The 25,777-nt window shown below is 32.7% G+C and carries 24 protein-coding genes; 7 read left to right on the forward strand and 17 right to left on the reverse strand.

Annotated features, from left to right (window positions below):
- Positions 1 to 21: 21 nt before the first annotated feature.
- The 9 genes from XO08_RS01845 to XO08_RS01885 all read right to left on the reverse strand — a co-directional run bounded on the left by XO08_RS01845 (position 22) and on the right by XO08_RS01885 (position 10,655).
- Positions 22 to 294, reverse strand: a complete 273-nt coding sequence (locus tag XO08_RS01845) for a metal-sensing transcriptional repressor (protein ID WP_075665369.1) — start codon at positions 292 to 294, stop codon at positions 22 to 24.
- Positions 295 to 356: 62 nt separating this feature from the next.
- Positions 357 to 2,198 (reverse strand): ABC transporter ATP-binding protein, encoded by a 1,842-nt coding sequence (locus tag XO08_RS01850; protein WP_143609909.1) that lies wholly within the window; start codon positions 2,196 to 2,198, stop codon positions 357 to 359.
- The gene (locus XO08_RS01855) at positions 2,195 to 3,919 is read right to left on the reverse strand and encodes an ABC transporter ATP-binding protein (protein ID WP_075665371.1); all 1,725 of its coding nucleotides are present in this window, start codon (positions 3,917 to 3,919) and stop codon (positions 2,195 to 2,197) included. Before XO08_RS01855 ends, XO08_RS01850 begins: the two co-directional genes overlap by 4 nt.
- Positions 3,903 to 4,352, reverse strand: a complete 450-nt coding sequence (locus XO08_RS01860) for a MarR family winged helix-turn-helix transcriptional regulator (RefSeq protein ID WP_075665372.1) — start codon at positions 4,350 to 4,352, stop codon at positions 3,903 to 3,905. Before XO08_RS01860 ends, XO08_RS01855 begins: the two co-directional genes overlap by 17 nt.
- Before the next feature lie 102 nt (positions 4,353 to 4,454).
- The gene (locus XO08_RS01865) at positions 4,455 to 5,669 is read right to left on the reverse strand and encodes an iron-containing alcohol dehydrogenase (protein ID WP_075665373.1); all 1,215 of its coding nucleotides are present in this window, start codon (positions 5,667 to 5,669) and stop codon (positions 4,455 to 4,457) included.
- Between the two features lie 110 nt (positions 5,670 to 5,779).
- Positions 5,780 to 7,117 (reverse strand): FAD-dependent oxidoreductase, encoded by a 1,338-nt coding sequence (locus XO08_RS01870; RefSeq protein ID WP_075665374.1) that lies wholly within the window; start codon positions 7,115 to 7,117, stop codon positions 5,780 to 5,782.
- 152 nt (positions 7,118 to 7,269) lie between these two features.
- A complete protein-coding gene (locus XO08_RS01875) occupies positions 7,270 to 7,572 on the reverse strand; it encodes a hypothetical protein (protein WP_075665375.1) in 303 nt (100 codons plus the stop codon).
- Between the two features lies 1 nt (position 7,573).
- Positions 7,574 to 9,286: a M3 family oligoendopeptidase gene (locus XO08_RS01880; RefSeq protein WP_075665376.1), complete on the reverse strand. Its 1,713-nt coding sequence runs from the start codon at positions 9,284 to 9,286 to the stop codon at positions 7,574 to 7,576.
- Positions 9,273 to 10,655 (reverse strand): MATE family efflux transporter, encoded by a 1,383-nt coding sequence (locus tag XO08_RS01885; protein WP_075665377.1) that lies wholly within the window; start codon positions 10,653 to 10,655, stop codon positions 9,273 to 9,275. Before XO08_RS01885 ends, XO08_RS01880 begins: the two co-directional genes overlap by 14 nt.
- Before the next feature lie 114 nt (positions 10,656 to 10,769).
- On the opposite strand from XO08_RS01885, the gene XO08_RS01890 reads away from it, so the two are divergent.
- Together XO08_RS01890 and XO08_RS01895 are read left to right on the forward strand one after the other, a co-directional pair.
- Complete coding sequence (locus tag XO08_RS01890; protein WP_075665378.1) at positions 10,770 to 11,729, forward strand: aldo/keto reductase; 960 nt, start codon at positions 10,770 to 10,772, stop codon at positions 11,727 to 11,729.
- Between the two features lies 1 nt (position 11,730).
- Positions 11,731 to 12,939 carry an aminopeptidase gene (locus XO08_RS01895; RefSeq protein WP_233120219.1) on the forward strand — a complete coding sequence of 403 codons (1,209 nt, stop codon included), beginning with the start codon at positions 11,731 to 11,733 and terminating at the stop codon, positions 12,937 to 12,939.
- On the opposite strand, the gene XO08_RS01900 is transcribed toward XO08_RS01895, so the two are convergent.
- From XO08_RS01900 to XO08_RS01935, 8 genes are read right to left on the reverse strand one after another with little or no spacing between them, the layout of a single operon-like run.
- Entirely contained in the window at positions 12,920 to 13,933 is a 1,014-nt protein-coding gene (locus XO08_RS01900; RefSeq protein ID WP_075665379.1) for an ABC transporter permease, read from the reverse strand. The two genes, XO08_RS01895 and XO08_RS01900, sit on opposite strands and share 20 nt — an antisense overlap.
- A 1-nt stretch (position 13,934) precedes the next feature.
- Positions 13,935 to 14,786, reverse strand: coding sequence for an ABC transporter ATP-binding protein (locus XO08_RS01905; protein WP_075665380.1), 852 nt, complete (start codon positions 14,784 to 14,786; stop codon positions 13,935 to 13,937).
- An 8-nt stretch (positions 14,787 to 14,794) separates the two neighbouring features.
- Entirely contained in the window at positions 14,795 to 15,769 is a 975-nt protein-coding gene (locus tag XO08_RS01910) for an ABC transporter permease (RefSeq protein WP_075665381.1), read from the reverse strand.
- Entirely contained in the window at positions 15,762 to 16,301 is a 540-nt protein-coding gene (locus tag XO08_RS01915; protein WP_075665382.1) for a macro domain-containing protein, read from the reverse strand. Before XO08_RS01915 ends, XO08_RS01910 begins: the two co-directional genes overlap by 8 nt.
- Positions 16,285 to 17,517, reverse strand: coding sequence for a replication-associated recombination protein A (locus XO08_RS01920; RefSeq protein WP_075665383.1), 1,233 nt, complete (start codon positions 17,515 to 17,517; stop codon positions 16,285 to 16,287). Before XO08_RS01920 ends, XO08_RS01915 begins: the two co-directional genes overlap by 17 nt.
- Positions 17,486 to 18,418, reverse strand: coding sequence for an SDR family NAD(P)-dependent oxidoreductase (locus XO08_RS01925; RefSeq protein WP_075665384.1), 933 nt, complete (start codon positions 18,416 to 18,418; stop codon positions 17,486 to 17,488). Before XO08_RS01925 ends, XO08_RS01920 begins: the two co-directional genes overlap by 32 nt.
- The gene (locus tag XO08_RS01930; protein ID WP_075665385.1) at positions 18,418 to 18,921 is read right to left on the reverse strand and encodes a metal-dependent transcriptional regulator; all 504 of its coding nucleotides are present in this window, start codon (positions 18,919 to 18,921) and stop codon (positions 18,418 to 18,420) included. Before XO08_RS01930 ends, XO08_RS01925 begins: the two co-directional genes overlap by 1 nt.
- Positions 18,911 to 19,513: a uracil-DNA glycosylase family protein gene (locus tag XO08_RS01935; RefSeq protein WP_075665386.1), complete on the reverse strand. Its 603-nt coding sequence runs from the start codon at positions 19,511 to 19,513 to the stop codon at positions 18,911 to 18,913. Before XO08_RS01935 ends, XO08_RS01930 begins: the two co-directional genes overlap by 11 nt.
- A 178-nt stretch (positions 19,514 to 19,691) precedes the next feature.
- Between XO08_RS01935 and ppdK the strand changes: the two genes are divergently transcribed.
- Genes ppdK through XO08_RS01960 form a run of 5 tightly spaced genes read left to right on the forward strand, consistent with a single transcriptional unit; the run spans position 19,692 to position 25,773 of the window.
- Positions 19,692 to 22,337, forward strand: coding sequence for a pyruvate, phosphate dikinase (gene ppdK, locus XO08_RS01940; RefSeq protein ID WP_075665387.1), 2,646 nt, complete (start codon positions 19,692 to 19,694; stop codon positions 22,335 to 22,337).
- A gap of 56 nt (positions 22,338 to 22,393) precedes the next feature.
- Positions 22,394 to 22,804, forward strand: coding sequence for a hypothetical protein (locus XO08_RS01945; RefSeq protein WP_075665388.1), 411 nt, complete (start codon positions 22,394 to 22,396; stop codon positions 22,802 to 22,804).
- Entirely contained in the window at positions 22,801 to 24,153 is a 1,353-nt protein-coding gene (gene glmU, locus XO08_RS01950; RefSeq protein ID WP_077197889.1) for a bifunctional UDP-N-acetylglucosamine diphosphorylase/glucosamine-1-phosphate N-acetyltransferase GlmU, read from the forward strand. Before XO08_RS01945 ends, glmU begins: the two co-directional genes overlap by 4 nt.
- Positions 24,134 to 25,084, forward strand: a complete 951-nt coding sequence (locus XO08_RS01955; RefSeq protein ID WP_075665390.1) for a ribose-phosphate pyrophosphokinase — start codon at positions 24,134 to 24,136, stop codon at positions 25,082 to 25,084. Before glmU ends, XO08_RS01955 begins: the two co-directional genes overlap by 20 nt.
- Before the next feature lie 35 nt (positions 25,085 to 25,119).
- Positions 25,120 to 25,773: a 50S ribosomal protein L25 gene (locus XO08_RS01960; protein WP_075665391.1), complete on the forward strand. Its 654-nt coding sequence runs from the start codon at positions 25,120 to 25,122 to the stop codon at positions 25,771 to 25,773.
- Positions 25,774 to 25,777: the final 4 nt, after the last annotated feature.

A 25,777-nucleotide genomic window follows, 5' to 3' on the forward strand; every position in this document is an offset into this window, starting at 1 on the left:
TCTGGTAATATTCTATCACATCTAAACGATTTTGTTTAAGTAACTTATAACTTCTTCCAATTCTTGTATTTTCCTATCCACTTCTTCTACGTCTTCTGAAAAAATCGCACTTTTTACACATGTCTCAAGATGTGAATTTAAAACCTGAACATTTGCTTTTTTCAAAAGGGCAATCGTTGCAAGAATTTGCTTTGAAATATCTATACAATATCTGTTATCTTCTACCATCTTTATTACCGCCTCAACTTGCCCTTTGGCATTCTTCAATGTTCTTAACGCATCCTTATGCTTCACATAACCAACCTCCTTCCCTTAAATTATACCATGAAAAAAACTCTCTGCATTCGCAGAGAGTTTTACACATAAGCACCTAAAAATTGACTTTTATACAATTCTGCATAAAAACCATTTTTATTCATCAGCTGCTCATGTGTGCCTTTTTCGATTATTTTTCCTTCATTCATTACCAAAATCATATCCGCATCTTTAATAGTCGATAATCTATGTGCAATAACAAAATTAGTTCTACTATGCATCAATCTTTTCATAGCACTCTGAATATATTTCTCAGTCAACGTATCCACATTACTAGTAGCTTCGTCTAAAATTAAAATATCTGGATCCACTACAAAAGCCCTTGCTATCGTTATAAGCTGTTTCTCCCCTTGAGAAATATTTGAAGCTTCTTCATTAATAACGGCATCATACCCTCCAGGTAATGCCATTATAAAGTGATGAGCATGTGCTAACTTTGCAGCATTTATTATTTCTTCTTCAGTGGCATTATCTTTACCATATGCAATATTTTCCCTAATAGTACCATTAAACAACCAAGTGTCTTGTAAAACCATCCCAAAGAACCTTCTCAAATTATTTTTTCTCAATTTCCTTATATCCACACCATCTATGGTAATTCTTCCCTTTTGTATCTCGTAAAACCTCATCAATAAATTCACAAGAGTTGTTTTTCCGGCACCTGTTGGTCCAACAATGGCAATAGTCTGACCACTTTTCACATCAATATTTAAGTCTTCAATTAATTTTTTGTCTTTACTATAACTAAAATAAACATTTTCAAATTTCACATTTTCTTCAACAGACTTCAATTCTATGGCATTCTCTGGATCAGGTTCTTCTTCTTTCTCATCTAAAATTTCAAAAACTCTTTCCGATGCTGCAAGAGTTGACTGAATCATGTTCATTATATTTGCAACTTGAGAAATAGGTTGATTAAATTGTTGAGAGTATTGAATAAATGCCTGCACATCACCAAGTTGGATAATGCGTTTCGTCACCATTATTCCACCCATTATCGAAACTATAACATACCCCAAATTACCAACAAATCTCATAATAGGCATAGTTATTCCAGAAACAAATTGTGCCTTCCATGCAGAACCATATAACTTTTCGTTATACTCCTCAAACCTTTTAATACTTTCTTCTTCCATGTTATATCCTTTTACAACAATTAATCCGCCAAACATCTCTTCGACATGTCCGTTTACATTTCCAAGAAATTTTTGCTGATTTTTAAAATATTTCTGAGATTTCTTTACTATAAGTACTATCAATGATATGCTGATAGGTAGTGTAACCATTGTAACAAAAGTAAGCAAAGGACTAATAGTAAGCATCATTATAATAACACCAACTATTGTAACTATAGAAGTAATAAGTTGCGTCAAACTTTGATTTAAAGTGTTACTAATTAAATCCACATCATTTGTTACTCTACTTAAAATTTCACCATGTGTTCTTGAATCATAAAACCTCAATGGAAGTTTTGAAAGTTTTTCCATAACTTCCGTCCTTAATTTTTTTACAACCTTTTGTGACACACCTGCCATTATATATTGCTGTATATACATAAATAACGCAAATAATCCATACAAAATTCCCACTTCAATCAAAATTTTTAGTATACCTTGGAGATCTATTTTTGCCCTAGGAAATATTTTTCTTGCAAGAAATCCCTGAAACAACTTAGTTGTTGCCTTCCCCAAAACTTTTGGAGCAATAATACTAAATATTGTTCCAGTTATTGCAAGTGCAAATACAATTATCAAAGGAATTGCGTATGGTTTTAAATACCCTAACAATCTTTTCAGTGTTTTTTTGAAATTTTTCGGCTTTTCAACAGCTCCCCTTATTGGTCCTCCAGGTCCTCCTCTACGCACAGGTTTTCCCATACTCATGCTATCTCCTCCTCTGAAAGTTGAGAAGAAACTATTTCCTTATATACCGGACAATTTCTAATGAGTTCTTTATGTGTTCCAATACCCACTATTTTCCCATTTTCTAAAACTATAATCTTATCTGCATTCATAACTGTGGCTACCCTTAGAGAAACTATTATTTTAGTTGCATTCGATAAGTTTTCACGCAAAGCCTTTCTCAATTTTGCATCAGTTTTGAAATCAAGAGCTGAGAAACTATCATCAAAAATATAAACATCTTTATTCCCCACAATTGCCCTTGCAATTGCAAGTCTTTGTTTTTGCCCACCTGAAAGATTTGTCCCACCTTGCGAAACTTTCGTCTTTATACCATCAGGAAACTTTGAAACAAATTCCCAAGCTTGTGCAATCTTTAAGGCCTCTATAATTTCTTCCTCATTGGCATCTTTTTTACCTATTCTTACATTTTCTTCAATTGTTCCAGAAAAAATAACCGGACGCGAGGGGGTTAATGAAATCCTTTCCCTCAAATCTTTTTGAGAAACTTCATTAATATTAATTCCATTAACTAAAATCTCTCCTTTAGTAACATCATAAAATCTCATGAGTAATTTGACAAGAGTACTCTTTCCAGAACCAGAACTTCCAATAATTCCAACTACTTCTCCTGGATTTATCGTAAAACTTGCATTTGATACTGCAGGTTCTTTTCCTCCTTCATAATAAAATGTAACATCTTTAAATTCTATCTTTTCCACGATATCGATCTTCTTCGGTTGTTCTAGATCTTTTATCCTTATTTTTTCTTCTAAAACACTACTAATTCTTTCTGCTGAAGCAGATGCCCTTGGAAGAAAGATAAAAATAACGGATATCATTATAAATGAAAACATAATTTGCATAATGTATTGCATAACTGCCATCATGTTACCTATTTCCAACGTGCCTTTATCAACCTGTAAAGCACCAACCCAAATCAAAAAGACAATAGTTATATTCATAATCAATAAAATCAAAGGAAAAACTAAGGAAAAAATCCTGTTAACTTTAAGAGCTGTACTCGTTAAATCCTCATTGGCATCTTCAAACCTTTGTTTTTCATACTCTGTTTTTGCAAATGCCCTAATGACCCTAACACCTGTAAGATTTTCTCTTAAAACTCTATTTAACTTATCAAGTTTTTTTTGCATTGATTTAAACAATGGAATTGAATATTTCAAAATAAAATACATAGCAACAAACATAACAGGCAACGAAACAAGCAAAACCATAGAAAGCTTTGCACTTTTTGAAACAGCCATTATTGTTCCACCAATAGCCATAACAGGAGCAAGTGCAACTATACGTAACATCATAAACAAAACACTTTGAATTTGTGTAATATCATTTGTATTTCTATTTATAAGCGTTGAAACACCATACTTATCTACCTCGCTTAAAGAAAAATTCATTACCTTTTTAAAAACCATACTCCTAAGATCTTTTCCAAATCCCATAGAAATTCTTGCGGCAAAAAATGTTGAAATAACAGCAGCAGCAACATTTAACAAAGTAATACCAAGCATTTTCCAACCTACACTCCAGATATAATCGACATTTCCCCTTGCAACACCTTTATTAACTATATCCGCCATCAAATTTGGAAGGTACAAATTTAAAATAGCTTGCAAAGTGACAAAAAACAATGTTAAAATAATCAAAAAGGTATATTTCTTTAGATACTTAAAAATTTTTCCCATCTTTCATCGCCTCCAAATTTTTAACAACTTTTCCCAAAAGTTTTTCCAAATGATTTAATTCCCCTTTCGAAAAATCTTTAAAACACGCACTTTCAAACTTTTTCATACTCATTAGTAACTTTTCGTGTATTTCTTCTGCCTTATCTGTAAGATAAACATGAAAATATCTCCTATCCTTTTCATCCACAACCTTTTTTACAAACCCTGCCTTTTCCATTCTTTTTAACATTATTGCCACTGTAGAAGTATTAACCATTATTCTTTCAGCCAATTTCTTTTGTGTTATTCCAGGAAATTTTTTAATAATAAAAAAAAGTGGAATTTGTCCAGGATGAATTCCATATTTTTCCATATCTGCTCTTAAAATCTGAAACTTTAGCTTTTCAATTTCTGAAAAAAGTAAAAAAGCATTTTCAAAATTTTCACTTTTCAATTTTCTCACCTCCAATACATTTACGTAAAACTATTATACATCAAACTATTTTTTTGTCAAAAAAGTGGGGCCAAAAGGCCCCACGAAACTAAAAAACAACTATCATTTTGACAAAGGTTTTAATGAATCCATGTATATTGAAGAAATTGTTTTTTCATCTGCATTAATTGGTGCCATACTCAACAACAATCCCAAAGAAGGTGTTTCAAGTGCAAGTTTTGTAAGTTTTGGAATGTCATTTTCACTAAATCCCATATCTTCTAATTTTTCTGTAACTCCTAAGTTGAACAGCCACTTTTCAATACCAATTGCTATCTTCTCTGCTTCGCCTGGAACACCTTTTAAATCTGGAACAATTGGGCTGTAAATATCCGCTAAAACCTCTGGTTTTGAGGTGTAAATATGTTTTACAACGGCTGGAAGAAGCATTGCAAGCCCAAGTCCATGAGCAAGATCAGGTTTTACTGCACTCAATGGATGTTCAAGTGCGTGTGTAAAGTGCAACAACCCATTATCAAAAGAAATTCCAGCTATTGTAGAAGCATACAAAAGATAATATCTCGCCGTCAAATCATCTGGATGAGCAACTGCTTGAGGTAAATATCTTGCAATAAGCCTTATTGTTTCTTTTGCAAGAAGTATTGAATAAGGACTTGCTACAAGAGTTGTAGCTGCTTCGGTTACGTGATTAACAGCATCAATAGATGTAAAAACTGTTTGACTCTTTGGTAATGTCTTCATCAACTGAGGATCATCAATTGCATATGTTGGATATATACAATCATATGCAAGTGCAGGTTTATATTCTTTCTCTAGAATAGTTGCAACTGCAAACCTATCTACTTCAGTACCTGTACCATGTGTTGTATTAATTGCAATTATTGGTTTTGCTTTAGTTGGTATAAATTTTCCTTCGTATAATTCTTCTGCTGTTTTGTCTGTATATTCAAGTAAAACAGCTACACTTTTTGCTGCATCAATAGGACTTCCTCCACCTATACCTATAACAGCCTTTGCATCATTTTCAATTGCAATCCTTGTTGCTTCATTAATCTGAGTGGTTGTTGGATTTGGAGATACATCTTCGTATATAACATACTTTATGTTTCTTTTTTCAAGTTCAGGTTTTATAACATCCCATGCACCCGTTACCTTATAAGCTACTTTATCTGTCACAAAAATCACACTGTTAATTCCTTGTTCTTTCAAATTGTCAAATATATCACCAATTTTGTTTATTGCACCTACACCAAAATAACACGTTGTTTTACACCTTAATTCAAATACATTGTAAATATCCATTTTGCTTTCCCACATAATTTCACCTCCTGTGAATATTTTCACAAATATTGTACACCGAAAACAGGTTAAAGTGGTTAATTTCACATAAATTTTATGTTAATTTTTTCACGATAAATTTTCCTGAATTAGAAATGATTTTTCAAATATTCCAAACCAGCAACATTCAAAAAATTCCACGGTTTATTAAAATGCGGCTGGAAGAAAAAGTCAACAAACGCAAGTTCATCTATTCTCATCTTATTTTGAATCAAAACAGACATTGTATTCATAGATTGAGTTAAATCAATTTTTGACATTATTTGAGCACCTAATATACGTTTTGTGTTTTTATCGTAAACTACTTTAAAAAATACTTTTTCAAAATATGGCATAAATTCCGGTCTATGATTTTCCACAATGAAAATTGATCCTACATTTAAATTATTTACTCTTGCCATATGCTCTGTAATTCCAGTTGCCGCAATATTTAAATTGTATATCTTTATTCCAGATGTAGCTTGAGTCCCCAAATGCATTAACCTCTTTTTCTTTAAATTATACGCAGCTATTGTTCCCATTCTAATCGCATTTGTAGCAAGAGGTATATATTCATATCTTTCCAATGGATTGTAAAATACCGCACAACAATCCCCAGCAGCAAAAACATCTTTTTCACTTGTTTGCATATGCTTATCAACAATTATTGCACCATTATCAAGCATGTTTAGTTTTCCTCTAAATAACTTTGTATTTGGTTTAAATCCCATAGAAAGAATTACCAAATCAGCCTTGTATTCACCCTTTGTAGTTATTACCTTCTCAACTTTTTCAGTTCCTTCAAATTTTATTACCCTTTCACCAAGCGCAAGTTTTATACCTTTTTCCCTTAATTTTTTCTCTGCAACATCTGTTATCTCTTCATCTAAGTATTTGGCTAAAATTCTTGTTTCAATATCTATTAAAGTTACTTTTTTACCATTTTCTCTAATTGCCTCAGCAAGTTCAACTCCAATGTATCCCGCACCAATAATCGCTACATCATTTACATTCTTTACACTTTTCACTATATCATTTGCATGATAAAAATTTTTTGAAAGCAAAATATTTTTTAAATCAATTCCCTCAATTTCAGGAATAACCGGCCATGAACCCGTAGCAATAATCAACTTATCAAATGTTTCCTCAAAAAACTTGCCACTTTTAATATCTTCAACTACCAAAGTCTTATTTTTGAAATCTACTTCTTTTACATTATGTTTCATCTTTGTTTTCACACCAAAACTTTTTAGATGCTCTGGCGATGAATAAAAAAGTTTCTTTGGCTCTTTAACTACACCTTCAACATGCAATGCAATTCCACAAGATAAAAACGAAATGGTATCATTTCTTTCATAGACCGTCACTTCTGCATCTTCATATAGATTCACCGTATTTATGGCTGCAGCAGTGCCTGCATGAGTACACCCTATAATCGCAACTTTCATTTATATCCCTCCTTGTGATTTTTTTATCAATCAGTTTTATTATAACATATTCTTACCAAAGTAAATTAATTATACCTTACAAACTTTTTAATAACTAACTATTTGACAAAAAAAGCTTCGGCATATGCCGAAGCTAATGAGCAATTATAAATCTACTTTTGGGATAATTTTTTCAATCTTTCCGGATTCATATAGTTTAAACAACAGCCGCTTCCAAACATTTTCACTTCTTTATCCTTTTCCAATTCAACTATCTTGTCATAGATATCGCACTTATTATCATCTGTTAAATATTCACATTGCTTCTTTTTACTATTCCATTTTCCATAATAACAAGGTGTTATCTTACAACAATATCCACATTGTACACATTCTGGACAATTCGTCTTTTTTCTTACACTTTCAACAAATTCGTCTAAACTTTCAAACTCTTCGTTAAAATCTTCAAAAAACAAATTAATCCCCTTCCAAAGTTTTTAATCTATCTTCGACAAAATCTACAATCTCTCCAATATACTCTTCTGAAAAATCTAATTTTATACCTGCAACTTCATAGACCTTATCAATTGGTACTTTATATCCAACCTTTAAAAAGTTGTGATAACTCTCTATAGCTTTTTCTGAGTTTTCGACGTAATTTCTATATATTGACAATGCTCCAAGTTGTGCAATTCCATATTCTATATAGTAGAAAGGTACTTCAAATATATGCAATTGGAATAACCATCTGTATTTCTTTTCAAGTTCAAGATTTGTCCAATCCACTCCTTGATTAAATCTATCCATCAATTTTCCAAAATATTCTGCTCTTTCTTCAGCAGAGTGTCCTGGATTGCTGTAGATCCACTGTTGGAATGCATCAACTGTCATACACCAAGGCAGGAATAAAATAGCACTTTCAAGCTCTTCTATCATTGCCTTTTTTAACTCTTCATTATCTTTATAATACTCATTCCAATGGTGCATAGTTAACAATTCCATACTCATCGAAGCAAGTTCTGCTATTTCCATACGATTTGGTCTATAATATGTAACAGGTATGTCTACCGTTTCAAAGGTATGCATAGCATGTCCTGATTCATGCAGCAAGGTCCTTACATCCCCACTCTGTCCCGTTGCGTTCATAAAAATAAACGGTGCACCTGTTTCCGGTAATGGATAGTTGTATCCACCTGGTGCCTTTCCCTTTCTATTTTCAAGGTCAAGCAATCCAGTGTTTTTCATCATTTCTAACCTTTCACCAAAAAGTGGTTTAACTTTTCCAAGTACTTTTATCGCCTTTTCAACAAATTCATCTACCGTTTTATACGGTTTAAGTACTTTTCCATCAACATCAACAGCTGTATCCCACGGTCTTAATGTATCAACTCCTAATTTTTTCGCACGTTTTTGCATTCTTTTTCTAAAAAATGGCATAACTTCCTTTTCCACTGCCTCGTGAAATTTGTAAACATCTTCTACCGTATATTCAAATCTTCCTTTTGCTTTATGCATATAATCTCTATAATTTTCAAAACCTGCATTTTTTGCTTGCTTTATTCTAATTTCTTTTAACTCATCAAAAAGGTTATCAAGCTCTTCTCTTTTTTCTAACAATCCTTCATACCTTTTTCTCCATGCTTCCTCCCTTATTACCCTATCAGGTGATTTTAAATATGGTATAAGTTGTTGGAGGGTCTTTTCCTCGCCCCTAAAATTTACAGTTATAGAACCAAAGATAGCACCATATTTATTTGAAAGTTTTCTTTCTTCTATCTGTAAAGGTATATTTTCTTCTCTAAATAATTCAATGTTATTTGAAATTATATTCAGCATATGTACATATTCTCTTGAAAATTCTACTTTACTATCATATATCTTTTTTTCAAGTTTTATATAATAGGGTTTTAATTTTGAAACAACGTTTTGAAAATAGTCGTTAAATTTTTCGGCATATTCCTTTTTATCCGAAAACCTCGTCATGTTAATATATCTCCAACCCATTTCCTCAGATACAATATCGGAAAGTTCTGTAAATTTTTCTACTAACTTTACAACTTCCTCTTCCGTTTCAACTTTCTCTTCAAGCAGACTATTTAAAATCTCAATAATCTTACTGGCATCTGTTGAATCTAGCCCCATAAAATACTTTCTTTTCTTTTTTTCAATCTTTTTGTCAGTAAATATCATCACATTTACCCCCTTTTTTCTGCACAATTGTTTTTTTCCAATCTGAAAATTTAACAAAAAGATATGCCAAAATCATTGCTGCCACATTACTAATTATCATAGCAAAAAACAATCCTGTAAAGCCAAAAGTAGAGGAAAAAATTGCTATTAACGGCACCCTAATTCCCCATAATCTTGTTATATCAACTATCATTGACAATTCCGTTCTTCCAGCACCCACAAGTGTGTTGATAAAAACAGACATAGAAGTAAAAAACGGCAAAGAGAAAGAAACGTATTTAAAGAATATATATCCCACTCTTATGACCTCTTGATCATTTATAAAAAACCTGGTAAGTTCTCCACCAAAGAAAAAGGTCAAAGTACTTAAGGAAAATACGATTAAAAAATTTGAAATAAACGCAACTTTTACCGTTTTTTCAGCACTTTTCAAATCTCCCGCACCTAAAAATTGCCCCACCATAGTGGTAACAGAATTACCAATACCAAATGATATCATCGTAATAAAGTTTATAATTCTATTTCCCACACCATATGCACTAACAACTGTAGGGCCAAAACTAGAAACGAACCTCATTATAACCACAAATCCCAAAGAAGTTATAGACATACTCAAAGAACTTGGTAGTCCAATACGAAATACCTTTTTTACCAATGAAAAATCCGGTTTTAAATCTTCAAAACCTATCTTAAACCCTCTTTTCCCTGCAAATAAGTGTTCAATTGAAATTACAGCTGCAACAACTCTTGCAATTGTTGTAGCCCAAGCTGCACCAATTACCCCCATTTTTGGAATAAACCAAAAACCAAAAATAAATATTGGATCCAAAATTATATTAACCACAGTTGAAATAAACATCAATTTCATTGTAAATTTTGAATCTCCCCAACCTCTTAAAATAGAAGAAATTGAGTTAAAGATAAAACCAAATGGCAACCCTATCATTATTATGTTAAAATAATTAACCGCATAATTTATTACTTCTTTACTATTTTCACCAGCAATTAAAGTAATTACATGACGTGAAATTATAATAGCTATTATCGCTAAAGAAATACCCAAAAGTGTGGAAATTACAACAGTTTGACCTGCAGCTTTTCTTGCAGCCTTCTTATTTGAAGCTCCTGTAAATTGTGCCACTAACGTTACTCCAGCTTGTGCAAAACCTATAGAAAGTGAAATAAAAACAAATATAAGTGGCCATACTATTGTAGGAGCAGAAAACTCTATCTTTCCCAACTTTCCCAAAAAATAAGCATCAACTGCATTGTAAAATGTCTGCATTAAATTTGATATAACTAAAGGCCAACTCAGCAAAAAAAGCGATTTTATTATACTTTGCTTGAATAAATCAACCCTATTTTTCAAAAATTCCCCCTCCAATTATTCGCTATGCTAATTATAACATATTTCAACCAAAAACAATATATTTCGCAAAGCGAATATTTTATGATATAATTTTTTCGTAAGGAGGTGAAAGATATGAATTACAGAAAAGTGGGAAAATGGGGATTAAAGATAAGTGAAGTTTCACTTGGATCATGGCTCACTTTCGGAAATCAACTAGACATTCAAAAAGCCAAAGAAATAGTAAGAGAAGCTTTCAAAAATGGAATAAACTTCTTTGACACGGCAGAAGCATACGCAAATGGTATGGCTGAATCCATGTTAGGTGAAGTCTTAAAGGAATTCAAAAGAAGTGACATTGTGGTTTCCACGAAAATATTTTGGGGTGGAAACGGACCAAATGACAGAGGGCTTTCAAGAAAACACATTTTAGAAGGAACATTTGCTTCACTTAAAAGGTTACAACTAGACTACGTTGACATTGTCTACTGCCACCGCCCTGATCCAGAAACACCTATTGAAGAGACCGTTCTTGCAATGGATTATTTAGTGAGAAACGGTTATGCACTCTATTGGGGTACTTCCGAATGGAGTGGGGACCAACTTGAAAAAGCCCACATAGCATGCAAAGAATTAAACTGCATACCACCTATTGTAGAACAACCGCAATACAACATGCTTGTAAGGGACAGGGTAGAAAAAGAATATCAACCTATATACGAAAAATACGGCATGGGGTTAACAATTTGGAGTCCTCTTGCTTCTGGGATTCTAACTGGAAAATATAACAACGGCATCCCAGAAGATTCAAGACTTGCAAGATTTCCAAACCTAAAAAAACACCTTGAAGAAAACGGTATATTAACGGAAAAAACATTTGAAAAACTACAAAAATTACAAAAAATTGCAGATGAATTGAATGCAAAGCTCTCGCAACTTGCCATCGCATGGTGTTTGTTGAATCCAAATGTAAGTAGTGTTATCCTGGGGGTATCAAAGATTGAACAATTACATGAGAATCTTAAAGCAATAGAAATTAAGGAAAAAATAACAGAGGATATAGAAAAAGAAATAAGAAAAATTTTGGAGGAATGATATGATGTTAAACAAATATGCAAAAGTTGCACTTCAAATTGGACTTAATCTTCAAGAAGGACAAATTTTATTTATAAAAGCACCGCTTGATGCAAGAGAATTTGTAGAAGAAGTAGTAAATGAAGCCTTTAATCTAGGTGCACATGATGTATACGTAAGATGGAATGATGAAGTAGTCACAAAATATCGTTTAAAAAATGCACCTATTGATGCGTTAAAAGAATATCCAAAATGGGAAATAATGGCCTCTCAATATTTACTTGATAAAAAGGGAGCGATGTTGAGTATAACTGGTGCAGATCCAGACGCATTAAAAGACATTCCACCTGAAAGAATAGGCATTTACACAAAAACGGTAAACATCGCAAATAAAGAAATCATGAAAAGAATGATGTCTAATGAAATTTCTTGGTGTGTTGTTGCATACCCTTCAAAAAAATGGGCAAAAAAGGTATTAGGTGAAGAAAACACGGAAAAACTTCTTGAATACATTTTAAAAGCCAGTAGAATAGAAGGAAATCCCGTTGAAAACTGGAAAAAACACATAGAAAAATTAACACACATTACAAAATATCTAAATGAAAAACAATTCGACTATTTAATATACGAAGGTCCTGGTACAAATCTACAAGTTGGTCTTCCCAAAGAGCACATTTGGATATCAGGAAGCCAAAAAAACAAACAAGATATCGTTTTTGTTCCAAATATTCCAACAGAAGAGGTATTTACAGCCCCACATAAAGATAAAATAAACGGTGTGGTTTCAAATAGTTTGCCACTAGTATATGGTGGAAACATTATAGACAAATTTACACTTACCTTTAAAGACGGAAAAATAATAAATTACGATGCAAAAATAGGCAAAGATATACTAGAAACCATTTTAAACACAGATGAAGGTGCAAGAAGATTAGGTGAAGTTGCACTTGTATCCGTTGAATCCCCCATTTATCAGATGAAAAAAATCTTCTACAACACGCTATTTGATGAAAATGCAGCTTCACACTTTGCATTTGGTAGAGCATACCCAAGTTGTGTAAAAAACGGGGAAAAATTATCAGACGAACAATTAAAAGAAGTTGGACTTAATAGTAGTCTTACACATGTTGACTTCATGATAGGCAATGAAAAAATGAACGTTTGGGGAGTTAAAGGCACGGAAAAAGTCCAAATAATGAAAAATGGTTTATTTACAATACCAAACTTATAACTACAGACAAAACAAACCATGCCAATGGAACAAATATGTGGTTGTTATATATAGAATATCCATACGACGCACGTATCCCATCTACCAAATAGGTAGATGGGATTATTTTTGAAATGGTTGAAATGAATTTTACGTTATCTACATTAAAATAAAAACCGCCTACGAACATAAATACCTGAAAAAATATGTTACCTAATACAATTGTTGTTTCTGGATTTTTGAACATCTTTGAAAGCATATAACCAAAGGAAAGAAAAACCATACTTCCAAACAAAACGTAAAACCATACGTTGTAATTAAAAATATTCACTCCATATACAAAATAATCAAAAATGGAGAATATTACACACGATAATAGAATTTGTAAAAAGGCTACCATAGTAAAAGTAAGGTAAAACCTGTTATAAGGTGTAACAGATAACCTCTTTAAGACACCTCTTCGCTCATAGAAAGAAATATTAGTTAAATATCCAAAAAAAACAACAGACATAATGTTCATAACTAAAATAGCCCCATATAGAAATTCTTGGTATCTTATATTTTTGTTTTTCTCTATTATCTTAATTGGAATATCTCTTCCCATTAAATAATTAACCTTTGAAAATGCACTTATAAAAACATCTTTGGCAATCTTTGAATCTAATTTTCCAGGAATATAGTAAACATCTACTTCAAGTGGCTCAAAAAGCTTTGTTTTCGATAAAAAAAGTGCCTTTTGAAACTTTTGATCAAAATTTTCTTCCAAAACTACAACTATATCCAGGTTCTTTTCGATAAATTGCTCTATTTTTTCTATTCTTACAATATTAAAATAGTCCTTAAAAACATCTAATACACTCGAGTTACCAATAACACCTATTTTAAAACGTATCCTTTTTTCTAAACCTCCAAAAATAGACGTCAAAAGTAAAGTAAGCAAAATGGGAAATAATACAAACCAAAAAGTCGCCTCTTTACTTCTTAAAAACTCTATTTTCAAAAGCGCTTTAAACATATTAATCCCTCAATTCCTTTCCAGTAAGCTTTAAGAATACATCTTCAAGTGTTGGATGTCGCACAATGAATTTTTCTACGCCATCGTTTAAAAGCTTATTTATCACTTCACTCATATTTTTAGTCTCAATTATAGTTTTCCCTTCCACCACTTTTCCAAAGTTGTATTCTCCATCTACTTCAACAATTGTACTTAACCCTGAATGTTTGATCAATTCATCTGGACTACCTTCAGCTATAATTAATCCGTTATCTATAATACACACTTTATTAGATAATGTTTGCGCTTCTTCCATATAATGCGTCGTTAAAAAGATAGTTTTACCACCCCTCTTAAATTCTCTTATAATATCCCAAATATGTCTTCGAGATTGTGGATCTAACCCCGTAGTTGGTTCATCCAAAAACAAAATTTCAGGATCATTAATAAAAGATAATCCAAAGCTAAGCCTTTGAAATTGTCCACCAGAAAGTGTCTTAACCCTTTCATTTTTCTTCTCAACAAGTCCAATCATCTCTAACACTTTTTTAGGGTCGTATCCTTTTTTGTAAAAACTTCTAAAAAGTTTTAGCGTTTCATACACGGTAAGTTCTCTAAAAAGTTCTGTTTTTTGAAGAAGTACCCCTATTCTTTCCTTTATTTTCTTATCAATATCATCTACTTTTTGGCCAAAAAAATATATTTCACCTGAAGTCTTCTTTCTAAGTCCCACTAATATTTCCAAAGTTGTAGTCTTTCCAGCACCATTTGGGCCTAAAAACGAAAATATAATTCCCCTTTCTATGGAAAAACTTATTCCCTTAAGTGCTTCAAAATCTCCATATTTCTTTTTTAAATTAACCACTTTTATCATTATTTCACCTACTCTTCTGGTGCAAAAAGAATTTTCCCACCAAAATACAATAAAACAACCCCAAAAATTATTAAAGATATATTTTGTAGTAAAAATTTCCCAAAAGAATCCTGCTTAAATATAGAATGCTTAAAATTATCAAATATATACATTATGGGTAAAAAATAAGTAATGTTTTTTAAAAATTTTGGAAGAAAATCTATGGGAAAGTATATTCCAGAAAAAAATATAAAAATGGTATACAAAAATTGCGCAACAGAATTTGCAAATTTTTCAAACAAAATACTCAAAAGTATTCCAATACCCAGCATCCCCAAGACAGCCGAAATAAATGAAAACGCAAAAAATAGATAATCAACCTTTAAGTTTATATTGAAAAGAAAAATTCCAACAAGTCTTACAACAACAAAAGAAATTAGACTTACTATAAATTGAGAAAGAGAAAACGAAAGTACAAACAAAAATGCACTTAGAGGTAATACTCTAAATCTCCTTATTATTCCAATTTTTCTATATCTTTCAAATAAATTTATGGCTGAAAACATACCAATTGAAACCAATGACAAAACAAAAGAACCCAAGTAAATACTTTCTTTTTCATTTAAAACTTTATAATCTAAAATCCTTTCGTTTATTTTTACAATTTCTCTGAAATCAATAGTATCTACTTTACGTTTCAAGTCATCGATCCACAAGTCAACGGTATAATCGTTATAATTTTTGTAAACTACAATTTTTTTGCTTTCTACAAATGCCGATGCTGCGTAATTATATCTATCCTTCATCAACGCATTTTTATTACTATAGTACTTTCCAGGTATATCCAAAGGCTTATCACTAAAGTATGCAAATGAAACTTCTTTTTCATTTGAAAAAACTTGAGCAAACATTATAAAAAACACAACTGGTAAAAGAATCCCAAAGAAAAAAGATATCTTATTTCTAAAAGATTCTAAAAACAACGCTTTTATAAGATTAATCATTTGAAAATACCTCAACAAAAATTTCGTGATCTTCTTTGTCAATGTTTACAATTCTTATTTCGTCAAGACAAGTGTTATTCTTCGTAAACTTTTCTATACTTTCTTTAAAAATTTCCGCACACCTTTTCACTGGAAAACCATATATACCACTGCTAATTGCGGGAAATGCTATGGTTTTTACCCCAAGTTCACACGCTTTTTTTAAAGCACTTAAAATTGCACTTTTCAATTTTTCTTCTTCTTTATTTTTTCCACCATGCCAAATTGGCCCTACTGCGTGGATTATATATTTTGCTTCTAAATTTCCCGCAAAGGTCACCGCTACATCACCTGTATTCACAGGCCCATATTTTTGAACATATTCATCGCTTTCTTTTTGTATTGAATAACCTCCTTTTTTCAAAATTGCACCAGCAACCCCTCCACCATGTTTCAACCAAGTATTTGCCGCATTAACAATCACATCAACTTTTTCTTTTGTAATATCTCCGTTTATCAACTTTACCAAAACATTATTAACCCTCACTTCCATATCTTTTCACCCCTTTCCACAGCTTGTCAACTATCTCTTTAAACCGCTTTTCTTTTCCAATAGACTTTGGTGTGTAAAAAATACTATCTGAAATTTTATCTGGAAGGTAAGATCTCTTAATAAATCCCCCATAATAATGTGGATTTTTATAACCACTTTTTTCCACGTTGAGTAAATTAAATGGAACTTTTAAATCAGGTGTTTTTTTAGCTAGTTCCATAGCTTTTGAAATAGCAATAGTTGATGAATTACTTTTTGGCGCTAAGGAAAGATAAATTACACATTCTGAAAGGTTTAAAACACACTCTGGAAGTCCCACTAATTCCACGGCTTGCGCCGTAGCGGTAGCAATTAAAATGGCCATAGGATCTGCAAGACCTATATCTTCACTTGCAAGTATAACTAATCTCCTTGCTATGAATCGAGGATCCTCACCACCTTCAAGCATACGAGCCATGTAATATAAAGCAGCATCTGGATCGCTACCTCTTATACTCTTAATAAATGCAGATGCAAGGTTATAATGTTCTTTTTTTGTATAAAACTTTTTTCCCTCTCCACTATAAATTTTTATTATTTCCTCATCAACAACGTCTTTTTCTAAAGAAAGTGCTATTTCACTTAATACATCGTATAAATTTATGGCAAAGCGTGCATCGCCTGCTGAATTTTTTACTATAAATTCCATTACTTCCTCTTCTACACTAACCTTTTTTTTATTTATGGCACGTTCAATTATCTTCTTTAAATCAGATTCGCTCAACCTTTTAAAAGCAATTACCTTTACTCTGGATAAAAGGGCAGGGTTAATCATTTTAAATGGATTTTCAGTAGTTGCCCCAATAAAGATGTAACTTCCCTTTTCTATACCAGGTAAAAAGATATCCTGTTGTTTCTTATTAAACCTATGTATTTCATCTACAAAAAGCAGTATTTTTTTGACATCTTTTACCTTTTCTGCGTAATCCAAAATCTTCTTTATATCCAACGTTGAAGTTATCGCAGCATTAAAATGATAGATTTCGTAATCAGTATGTTTTTTTATAACATCTAATGTAGAAGTTTTACCACACCCTGGTGGACCATAAAAAATAGAGGAAAATAAATTGTTCCTTTCAATGGCAATCTTTAATATACCAGCTTTTCCAAACAAATGGTTTTGCCCAACTATATCCCCCAAACTTTTAGGCCTTAAAATTTCGTTTAAACCATTCAACTGTAAGTCTCAACCCCTTTTCAATATCAACTGTAGGTTTCCATCTTAATTCTTCAAGTGCCTTTGTATAACACAATACACTTTTTCTAATGTCCCCCTTTCTTGGTGGACCGTAAATGGGATCTTTTTCATACTTTATAATCTTTTTTAAGTACCCAAAAAGTTGATTAACACTTGTTTCAACGGAAGTTCCTATGTTTATTTCAAGACCGCTTCTTGCTTTTACTGCACGTAAATTGGCATTTGCCACATCTTCTACATACACATAATCTCTAATATATTCTCCATCACCATTTATAGTTACATTTTCACCTTTTAACATACGAGACACAAATATCGCTACTACTCCTGCTTCTCCAAATGGATTTTGTCTTGGACCATATACATTTGCATAGCGTAAAACTGTGTAATTTAATCCAAATTCGTGCTTTGCAAATCTTAAATAATTTTCAACGGAAAACTTTGCAATACCATATGGTGAAATAGGCTTGGGACAAATAGCTTCAGGTGTGGGGTAAATATCAACATCATCACCATATATCGCCCCACCCGTTGAAGAAAAAATAAATTTTTTCACATCTAAATCTATGGAAAGCTTTATGAGATTTAAACTACCTACTATGTTTACATTTGCATCTTCCACTGGATTTTTCACAGAAACAGAAACACTTGCTTGGGCTGCAAGATGGAAGACATAATCAAATTTATATTCATTAAAAATTTCACGCATTTTATTTTCATCTCTTATATCTGCTACTATTAACGTTGCATTTTTGTTTACATTTTCTCTTTTTCCCTTTGATAAATTGTCCACAACGACAACATCATAACCATTGTCTACAAGTTTATCAACTACGTGAGATCCAATAAATCCTGCTCCACCTGTAACTAAAACTTTCATTAGTCATCCTCCTTTAACCTTAATTTAAGTTTTAGCGCTTCTTTTGGGACATTTTTCACACCCAATTTTTTCCTTTGTTCTTTCAAAAACTTTATAAGTCCTTCTGCCTTTGTTTCATCAAAATCAATCATTATAGCATAAAAACGTCTTAATTGTTTTCTTGTTTCATTATCTAAACCGTATATCATAAGTTCGGCAACTTGCTGTGCCCTAGATTCTGAAAAACCTATAACGTACATAAAGAAATACTTCACTCTAAGTTCTCCATTGTAAATAGTGATCGCAATTCTTCTTCCTTTATTGGTTAATCTTATAAATCCATATCTTTCGTGTTCTACATAACCTAAATTAACCAACTTTTTCACAGCAGTAGTAACACTAGGATAACTAACATTTTTTATCTTTGCAACTTCTGAAATTCTTGTAACCCCTTTTTCTTTTGACAACTTGTATATAGTTACAAGGTAGTTTTCAAGAGCAGGAGTTAACTTTTTAATCGCCATTTTCTCTCTCCTTTAAAAATTGGTCATAATACTTTCTAACTCTTTTAATATCCTGCCACGTAAGGTCTTTAGGTGAACCTTTTGCCTTTGAAGGATTTCTCAACAAATAACTTGGATGAAACATAGGAAATATTATTACTCCACCCTTCCATATAAACTCATTTCCCCTAACTTTAGTAATTGCAACATTTTTTCCTAAAAATAATTCCAAAGCAGGCTTTCCCAATGTGACAATCATCTTTGGATTTATTATTTCTAATTGAGCAAATAAAAAGTGAGAACACACCCTTGCCTCTTCCTTTGTAGGCGTCCTGTTATTCGGGGGTCTGCATTTAACAATATTAGTTATATACACATCTTCTCTTTTAATATTAACGGATTCCAAAATCTTGGTTAATAACTGACCTGCCCTTCCAACAAACGGTTTACCTTGAATATCCTCTTCTTCACCTGGCCCTTCTCCAACAAAAACAATGGGACTATTTAAATTTCCTTCACCAGGTACTACATTGGTTCGATTTTCATGTAACGAACATGATTTACATTTCTTTATCCTTTCAATTATAACTTTCATTAACTCTTCTTTACTCATACTTTACCCCCAAATTATTAATTTTATCTAACTTTGTTAGTATTATACCACACATCAAAAAATTTTAAAATTTTCAATTGTTACAAAATAGAAAAATACAATCATAAAATATTAACCGTATTAACCTATACGATATGATAAAATAAAGTTAGACTTAGATTTTCAAGGAGGTGTAATAATGTCAAAGAAATGGGTTTATTTCTTTGCCAATGGCCAAGCAGAAGGCCGTGCAGATATGAAAGAGATTCTTGGAGGAAAGGGCGCAAATCTCGCCGAAATGACTAACATTGGTATTCCTGTACCACCAGGATTTACTATTTCAACCGAAGTTTGTAAATATTACTATGACCATGGAAAAACATACCCAGAAGATTTAAAAACACAAGTAGATGAAGCATTAAAAAGATTAGAAGAAGTTACAGGGAAAAAACTAGGTGACCCAGAGAAACCTTTGCTTGTCTCAGTCAGGTCAGGAGCAGCTGTTTCCATGCCTGGTATGATGGACACAATTTTAAATCTTGGACTCAACGATGAAACCGTAAAAGGGCTTGCAAGACTTACAAATAATGAAAGATTTGCATACGATGCATACAGAAGATTTTTGCAAATGTTTGGTGATACAGCACTTGGAATTTCACATGCAGAATTTGAAAAAGCGTTAGAAGCAAGAAAAAAAGCCAAAGGTGTTAAATTGGATGTTGAACTTGATGCAGAAGACCTTAAAGCATTAGTTGAAGATTACAAAAAAATCTACGAAAAATTTGGAAAAGAATTTCCACAAGATACATACAAACAACTTTGGGCTGCGATTGACGCAGTTTTTGGTTCTTGGATGAACGAAAGGGCAATAAAATACAGACAAATTAACAACATAAAAGAAGGAGAATTACTCGGTACTGCTGTTAATATTGTTACAATGGTCTTTGGTAACATGGGAGAAGATTGCGGTACAGGTGTTTGTTTTACAAGAGACCCAAACACAGGAGAGAAGAAACCATATGGTGAATTCTTACAAAATGCACAAGGTGAAGATGTTGTTGCAGGTATAAGAACTCCCGTTCCACTAGATGAGCTCAAGAAAATCAACGAAAATGTATACAACGAACTTCTCAGCATCATGAAAAATCTTGAAAAACATTATAAAGACATGCAAGATATAGAATTTACAATTGAAAAAGGTAAACTTTACATTCTTCAAACGAGAAATGGCAAAAGAACAAGTCAAGCTGCTATTAAAATAGCCGTAGATCTTGTCCATGAAGGACTTATTGATAAAGAAACGGCAGTTATACGTGTCAAACCCGAAGATGTGGAAAGGGTTCTCCACGCAAAATTCGATGAAAATGAAATTAAAAACACAAAATTAATTGCCAAAGGGCTTCCCGCATCTCCAGGTGCAGCAACCGGTAAGGTTTACTTTGATGCTGCAAAAGTTGAAGAAATGGCAAAAAAAGGAGAACCAGTTATCCTTGTAAGACCTGAAACAAGTCCTGAAGATGTTGGTGGAATGAACGCAGCAGAAGGTATACTTACTGCTAGAGGCGGTATGACTTCGCACGCAGCAGTGGTTGCAAGAGGAATGGGAAAACCAGCAGTAGTTGGTGCAGAAGACATCTTCGTAGATGAAGAAAACTTGGAATTTAAGGTTAACGACGTCGTCGTAAAAGAAGGAGATTGGATCTCAATAGATGGTACAACGGGCAGTGTTTATCTTGGAAAAGTTAAGACAGTAAAACCACAAGGTCTTGAAGGACCCGTTGCTGAACTTCTAACCTGGGCCGATGAAATTAGAAGACTCGGTGTAAGAACTAACGCGGATGTACCAAGAGATGCAAAAGTTGCAAGAGATTTTGGTGCAGAAGGTATAGGGCTTTGCAGAACAGAGCATATGTTCTTTGAAAAAGATAGAATTCCCAAAGTAAGAAGAATGATCGTTGCCAAAACAAAAGAACAGAGAGAAGCAGCACTTGCGGAATTATTACCTCTTCAAAAAGATGACTTTAAGGGATTGTTTAGAACAATGAAAGGATTACCTGTAACCATAAGGCTTATAGATCCTCCTCTACATGAATTTTTACCACACGATGAAGAACAGATGAAAGAAGTAGCTGAACAAATAGGTATTACTGTTGAAGAATTAAAAACGGTAGTTGAACAACTTCACGAATTGAATCCAATGCTTGGACATAGAGGTTGTAGGCTTACAATCACTTATCCAGAAATTGCAGTAATGCAAACTAAAGCTATAATCGGCGCTGCAATTGAACTAAAGAAAGAAGAAAATATCGATGTAATTCCAGAAATAATGATACCTCTTGTAGGACATATCAACGAGTTAAAATACGTAAAGAAAATAGTAGTTGAAACGGCCGACTCACTTATAAAAGAATCTGGTATAGAATTAACGTACAAAGTAGGTACAATGATTGAAATCCCAAGAGCTGCCGTGACAGCTGATCAAATAGCACAAGAAGCGGAATTTTTCAGTTTTGGAACAAACGACTTAACACAAATGACATTTGGGTTCAGCCGTGACGATGTTGGAAAATTCATGCCAGAATACCTTGAAAAAGGTATACTCGAACATGATCCATTCAAGAGTCTTGATTGGGATGGCGTAGGTCAATTGGTTAAGATGGGAACCGAAAAGGGCAAAAGCACAAGAAAAGACCTTAAAGTTGGAGTTTGTGGCGAACACGGTGGTGATCCAAGATCCATTCTATTCTTTGACGCAGCAGGTCTTGATTATGTAAGCTGTTCTCCATACAGGGTACCAGTTGCAAGAATAGCAGCAGCTCAAGCAACAATTAAAAATAGAAAATAACATTCATTATACACTAATGGGCCCATATGGGCCCATTAGTATTTGGAGGTGTTAGTGTGTCATTTCTATTATTTTCAATCGCATCTTCAATTATTCTATACTTTTTTACAAAATCTTATCTTTATTTTTCCCTAATTTTTCTGGGAATTTATTATTTCAAAAAAGACAATTTAAAATTACAAAGTCTATTAAGCTTAACGCTTATTTTAATGATAGCGTTGGCTTTTTTTTCAACTATTCGTGGTTATGAACCAAAAGGTCTAATTCTTCTACTTATTGCAACATTTTCTTCAATATTGTATGATATACTTAAAAAGCCTATTTGGAGTATACCTTTTTTCTCGCTTTTGGGTATATCAATTTCAATGATTGGTTCTATAAAATACGGAAATCTAGGGTATTTTTTTGGACTTTTGATAATTCCAATATTTCTAAGAGAGTTTAGAAAAAGGGGTGAAAAAAGTTGAAAACCCTTATTTTAGCGGCAGGTATGGGAAAAAGAATGAATTCAAAATATCCAAAAGTTATACATGAAATTTTTGGAAAACCCATGATTTTGTGGGTAATTGAAACTGCAAAAAAATTTGGAGAGGTTGCAGTTGTTTTAGGTCACAAATATGAAATGGTAGAAGATAAACTATCAAGTGATGTGAGAATTTACATCCAAAAAAAGCAACTGGGGACAGCACATGCGGTAATGTCCGCAATTGAATTTGTATCTAAAGATGATAATTTATTGATATTATACGGAGATGTACCATTTATATCATATGAAACTTTAAAAAGACTTGAAAAAGTACATTTGGAAAGTAACAGTGATGTTACTATACTAACGGCAATATTGGAAAATCCTAGCGGATATGGTAGGATTGTAAGAGATGATAAAATAAAGATAATAGAAGACAAAGACGCAGACGATGAAGTCAAAAAGATCAAAGAAATAAATACGGGAATTTATATTATAAAAGGTAGATATTTAATAGAAAATATAAATAAAATCAATAACAATAACGCACAAGGTGAGTATTATCTCACAGATATTTTGAAATTTACGGAAAAAATTTCAACTGTTATAACCGAAAATATAGATGAAATAACAGGTATTAATGATAGAATACAACTTGCAAGGTTAGAAAAAAGAATAAGAAAAAAAATCAATGAAAAATTAATGAAAGAAGGGGTAAGGATAATTGACCCTGATGTAGTTTATATAGATCCTCAAGTAAAGATTGGAAAAGACACCATTATTTACCCTTTTACATTTATAGAAGGGGATACGACAATAGGTGAAGATTGTATCATAGGTCCCATGACAAGAATTAAAAATTCCAAAATAGGAAATAATGTAATTATAAATAGATCCGAAGTTGAAAAAGCAGAAGTAAAAGATAACGTATCTGTCGGTCCATATGCGAGATTGAGGGAAGGAACAACATTAGACACAAACGTTAAGATAGGAAATTTTGTTGAAACGAAAAAAACAGTTATGGGGCAAAATAGCAAAGCACAACATTTAACTTACTTAGGTGACGCAACTATTGGAAAAAATGTCAACATTGGTGCTGGGACTATAACGTGTAATTACGATGGAAAAAAGAAACATCCCACGTTTATTGAAGATAATGTATTTATTGGAAGCAACAGCTCACTAGTTGCACCTGTGAAAATCGGAAAAAATTCCATTACTGCTGCAGGTTCAACAATTACAAACAATGTTCCCGAAAATAGCCTTGCTATCGCAAGGGAAAGACAGATTAACAAAGAAAATTGGGTTTTAAAAAAAGGGGGAAATAAAAATGCAAATAACAAAAAATGAAATGAAAATTTTTACGGGAAATGCAAATAGAGAACTTGCAATAAAGGTTTCAGAGTATATAGGCACAAGACTTGCAGATTGTGAAGTCGGTAAATTTGCTGATGGAGAAATAAATGTAAAAATTGGTGAAACTGTTAGAGGACATGATACATTTATTATTCAACCCACATGTCCTCCGGTAAATGAAAATTTAATGGAACTTTTAATAATGATAGATGCACTTAAAAGGGCGTCAGCAAATAGTATAGCTGTTGTTATACCATACTACGGTTATGCAAGACAAGATAGAAAAGCTAAAGGCCGTGATCCAATAACCGCAAAGCTAGTGGCGAATTTACTTACAGTTGCAGGGGCAACTAGGGTAATGACTGTTGATTTACATTCAGAGCAAATTCAAGGCTTTTTTGATATACCACTTGATAATTTGTGGAGTTTTCCCATATTTGCAAAAAAATTAAAAAGCGATAAAATATTAGAAGATGATTACGTTATAGTATCACCAGATGTTGGTGGCGTAAAAAGGGCACGACAATTTGCAGAAAGATTGGGTGGTCCACTTGCAATCTTAGACAAAAGAAGACCAAAGGATAATGTTGCAGAAATTTTAAATATAATAGGTGATGTAAAAGATAAAACTGCAGTTATTGTTGATGATATTGCCGATACGGCAAGGTCTTTAGTAAATGCCGCAAAGATAATAAAAGAAAATGGTGCAAAGAAAGTTATTGCATGTATTACTCACCCCGTTCTTTCAGACGGTGCAATCGAAAGGATTCAAAAATCTGTAATAGAGAAGATATACGTTTCAGACTCGATTAGTCACGAGAATTTACCGGATAAATTTTCAGTCGTTTCACTTGCACCACTACTCGGTGAAGCGATCATGCGAGTAAGAAAGAACTTATCGGTGAGCATACTTTTTAGACAATAATAAAACCCATAAAAATAAAAAGAGGAGGTTTTAGTATGGCAGAGCACAAACTTGAGGCCCTGGTAAGAAGTGTTATTGGAAACAAAAGGGCTGTCAGAAGATTGAGAAAACAAGGTTTTGTACCTGGTGTTGTTTATGGGCCAGATATTGAACCACTATCTATTTCCATTAGAAAGACAAATTTGATTAAACTTCTTCACGAAGTAACAGAAGCAAGTGCTATTACACTTAACGTTAAGGATGACTCTGGAAAAGAAGTATTTTCCCACGTAGCATTTATTAAAAACGTACAATATGATAAATTAACCGACGAAGTTAAACATATTGATTTCTACGTACCAGAAAAAGGACATAAAATGAACATTAACATACCTATTGAATTTGTAGGAAAGCCAAAAGGTGTGGAAAAAGGCGGAGTTATTGAAGTAATTCACCACGAACTTCCAGTTGAAACATTGCCATCTGTAATAATTGAAAAATTGGAAATTGATATTAGCAACTTAAATCTTGGTGAATCATTGCACGTTTCAGATTTGAAACTTCCAGAAGGTATGGAAGCTGAACTTCCAGAAAATGAACCCATAATTACAGTTGCCGTTCCAAGAGGCATGGAAGTTGAAGGAGAAGAAACAGCAGAAGAACCAGTAGAACCTGAAGTTATTGAAAAAGGTAAAAAGGAGGAAGAATAATATA

Origin of the sequence: Thermosipho sp. 1074, assembly GCF_001999655.1 — a bacterium.
Taxonomy (GTDB): Bacteria; Thermotogota; Thermotogae; order Thermotogales; family Fervidobacteriaceae; genus Thermosipho; species Thermosipho affectus.

Bases quoted from the DNA above. Each gene is read 5' to 3' on its own strand.
- XO08_RS01915 (WP_075665382.1), bottom strand. From the start codon at position 16,301: ATGGAAGTGAGGGTTAATAATGTTTTGGTAAAGTTGATAAACGGAGAT.
- XO08_RS01925 (WP_075665384.1), bottom strand. From the start codon at position 18,418: ATGAAAGTTTTAGTTACAGGTGGAGCAGGATTTATTGGATCTCACGTA.
- XO08_RS01880 (WP_075665376.1), bottom strand. From the start codon at position 9,286: ATGATATTTACTGACAAAAAGATTGAAAAAAAGAAAAGAAAGTATTTT.
- XO08_RS01865 (WP_075665373.1), bottom strand. From the start codon at position 5,669: ATGTGGGAAAGCAAAATGGATATTTACAATGTATTTGAATTAAGGTGT.
- XO08_RS01955 (WP_075665390.1), top strand. From the start codon at position 24,134: ATGCAAATAACAAAAAATGAAATGAAAATTTTTACGGGAAATGCAAAT.
- XO08_RS01895 (WP_233120219.1), top strand. From the start codon at position 11,731: ATGATGTTAAACAAATATGCAAAAGTTGCACTTCAAATTGGACTTAAT.
- XO08_RS01960 (WP_075665391.1), top strand. From the start codon at position 25,120: ATGGCAGAGCACAAACTTGAGGCCCTGGTAAGAAGTGTTATTGGAAAC.
- XO08_RS01905 (WP_075665380.1), bottom strand. From the start codon at position 14,786: ATGATAAAAGTGGTTAATTTAAAAAAGAAATATGGAGATTTTGAAGCA.
- XO08_RS01930 (WP_075665385.1), bottom strand. From the start codon at position 18,921: ATGGCGATTAAAAAGTTAACTCCTGCTCTTGAAAACTACCTTGTAACT.
- XO08_RS01855 (WP_075665371.1), bottom strand. From the start codon at position 3,919: ATGGGAAAAATTTTTAAGTATCTAAAGAAATATACCTTTTTGATTATT.
- XO08_RS01870 (WP_075665374.1), bottom strand. From the start codon at position 7,117: ATGAAAGTTGCGATTATAGGGTGTACTCATGCAGGCACTGCTGCAGCC.
- XO08_RS01935 (WP_075665386.1), bottom strand. From the start codon at position 19,513: ATGAGTAAAGAAGAGTTAATGAAAGTTATAATTGAAAGGATAAAGAAA.
- XO08_RS01890 (WP_075665378.1), top strand. From the start codon at position 10,770: ATGAATTACAGAAAAGTGGGAAAATGGGGATTAAAGATAAGTGAAGTT.
- XO08_RS01900 (WP_075665379.1), bottom strand. From the start codon at position 13,933: ATGTTTAAAGCGCTTTTGAAAATAGAGTTTTTAAGAAGTAAAGAGGCG.
- XO08_RS01910 (WP_075665381.1), bottom strand. From the start codon at position 15,769: ATGATTAATCTTATAAAAGCGTTGTTTTTAGAATCTTTTAGAAATAAG.
- XO08_RS01850 (WP_143609909.1), bottom strand. From the start codon at position 2,198: ATGAGTATGGGAAAACCTGTGCGTAGAGGAGGACCTGGAGGACCAATA.
- ppdK (WP_075665387.1), top strand. From the start codon at position 19,692: ATGTCAAAGAAATGGGTTTATTTCTTTGCCAATGGCCAAGCAGAAGGC.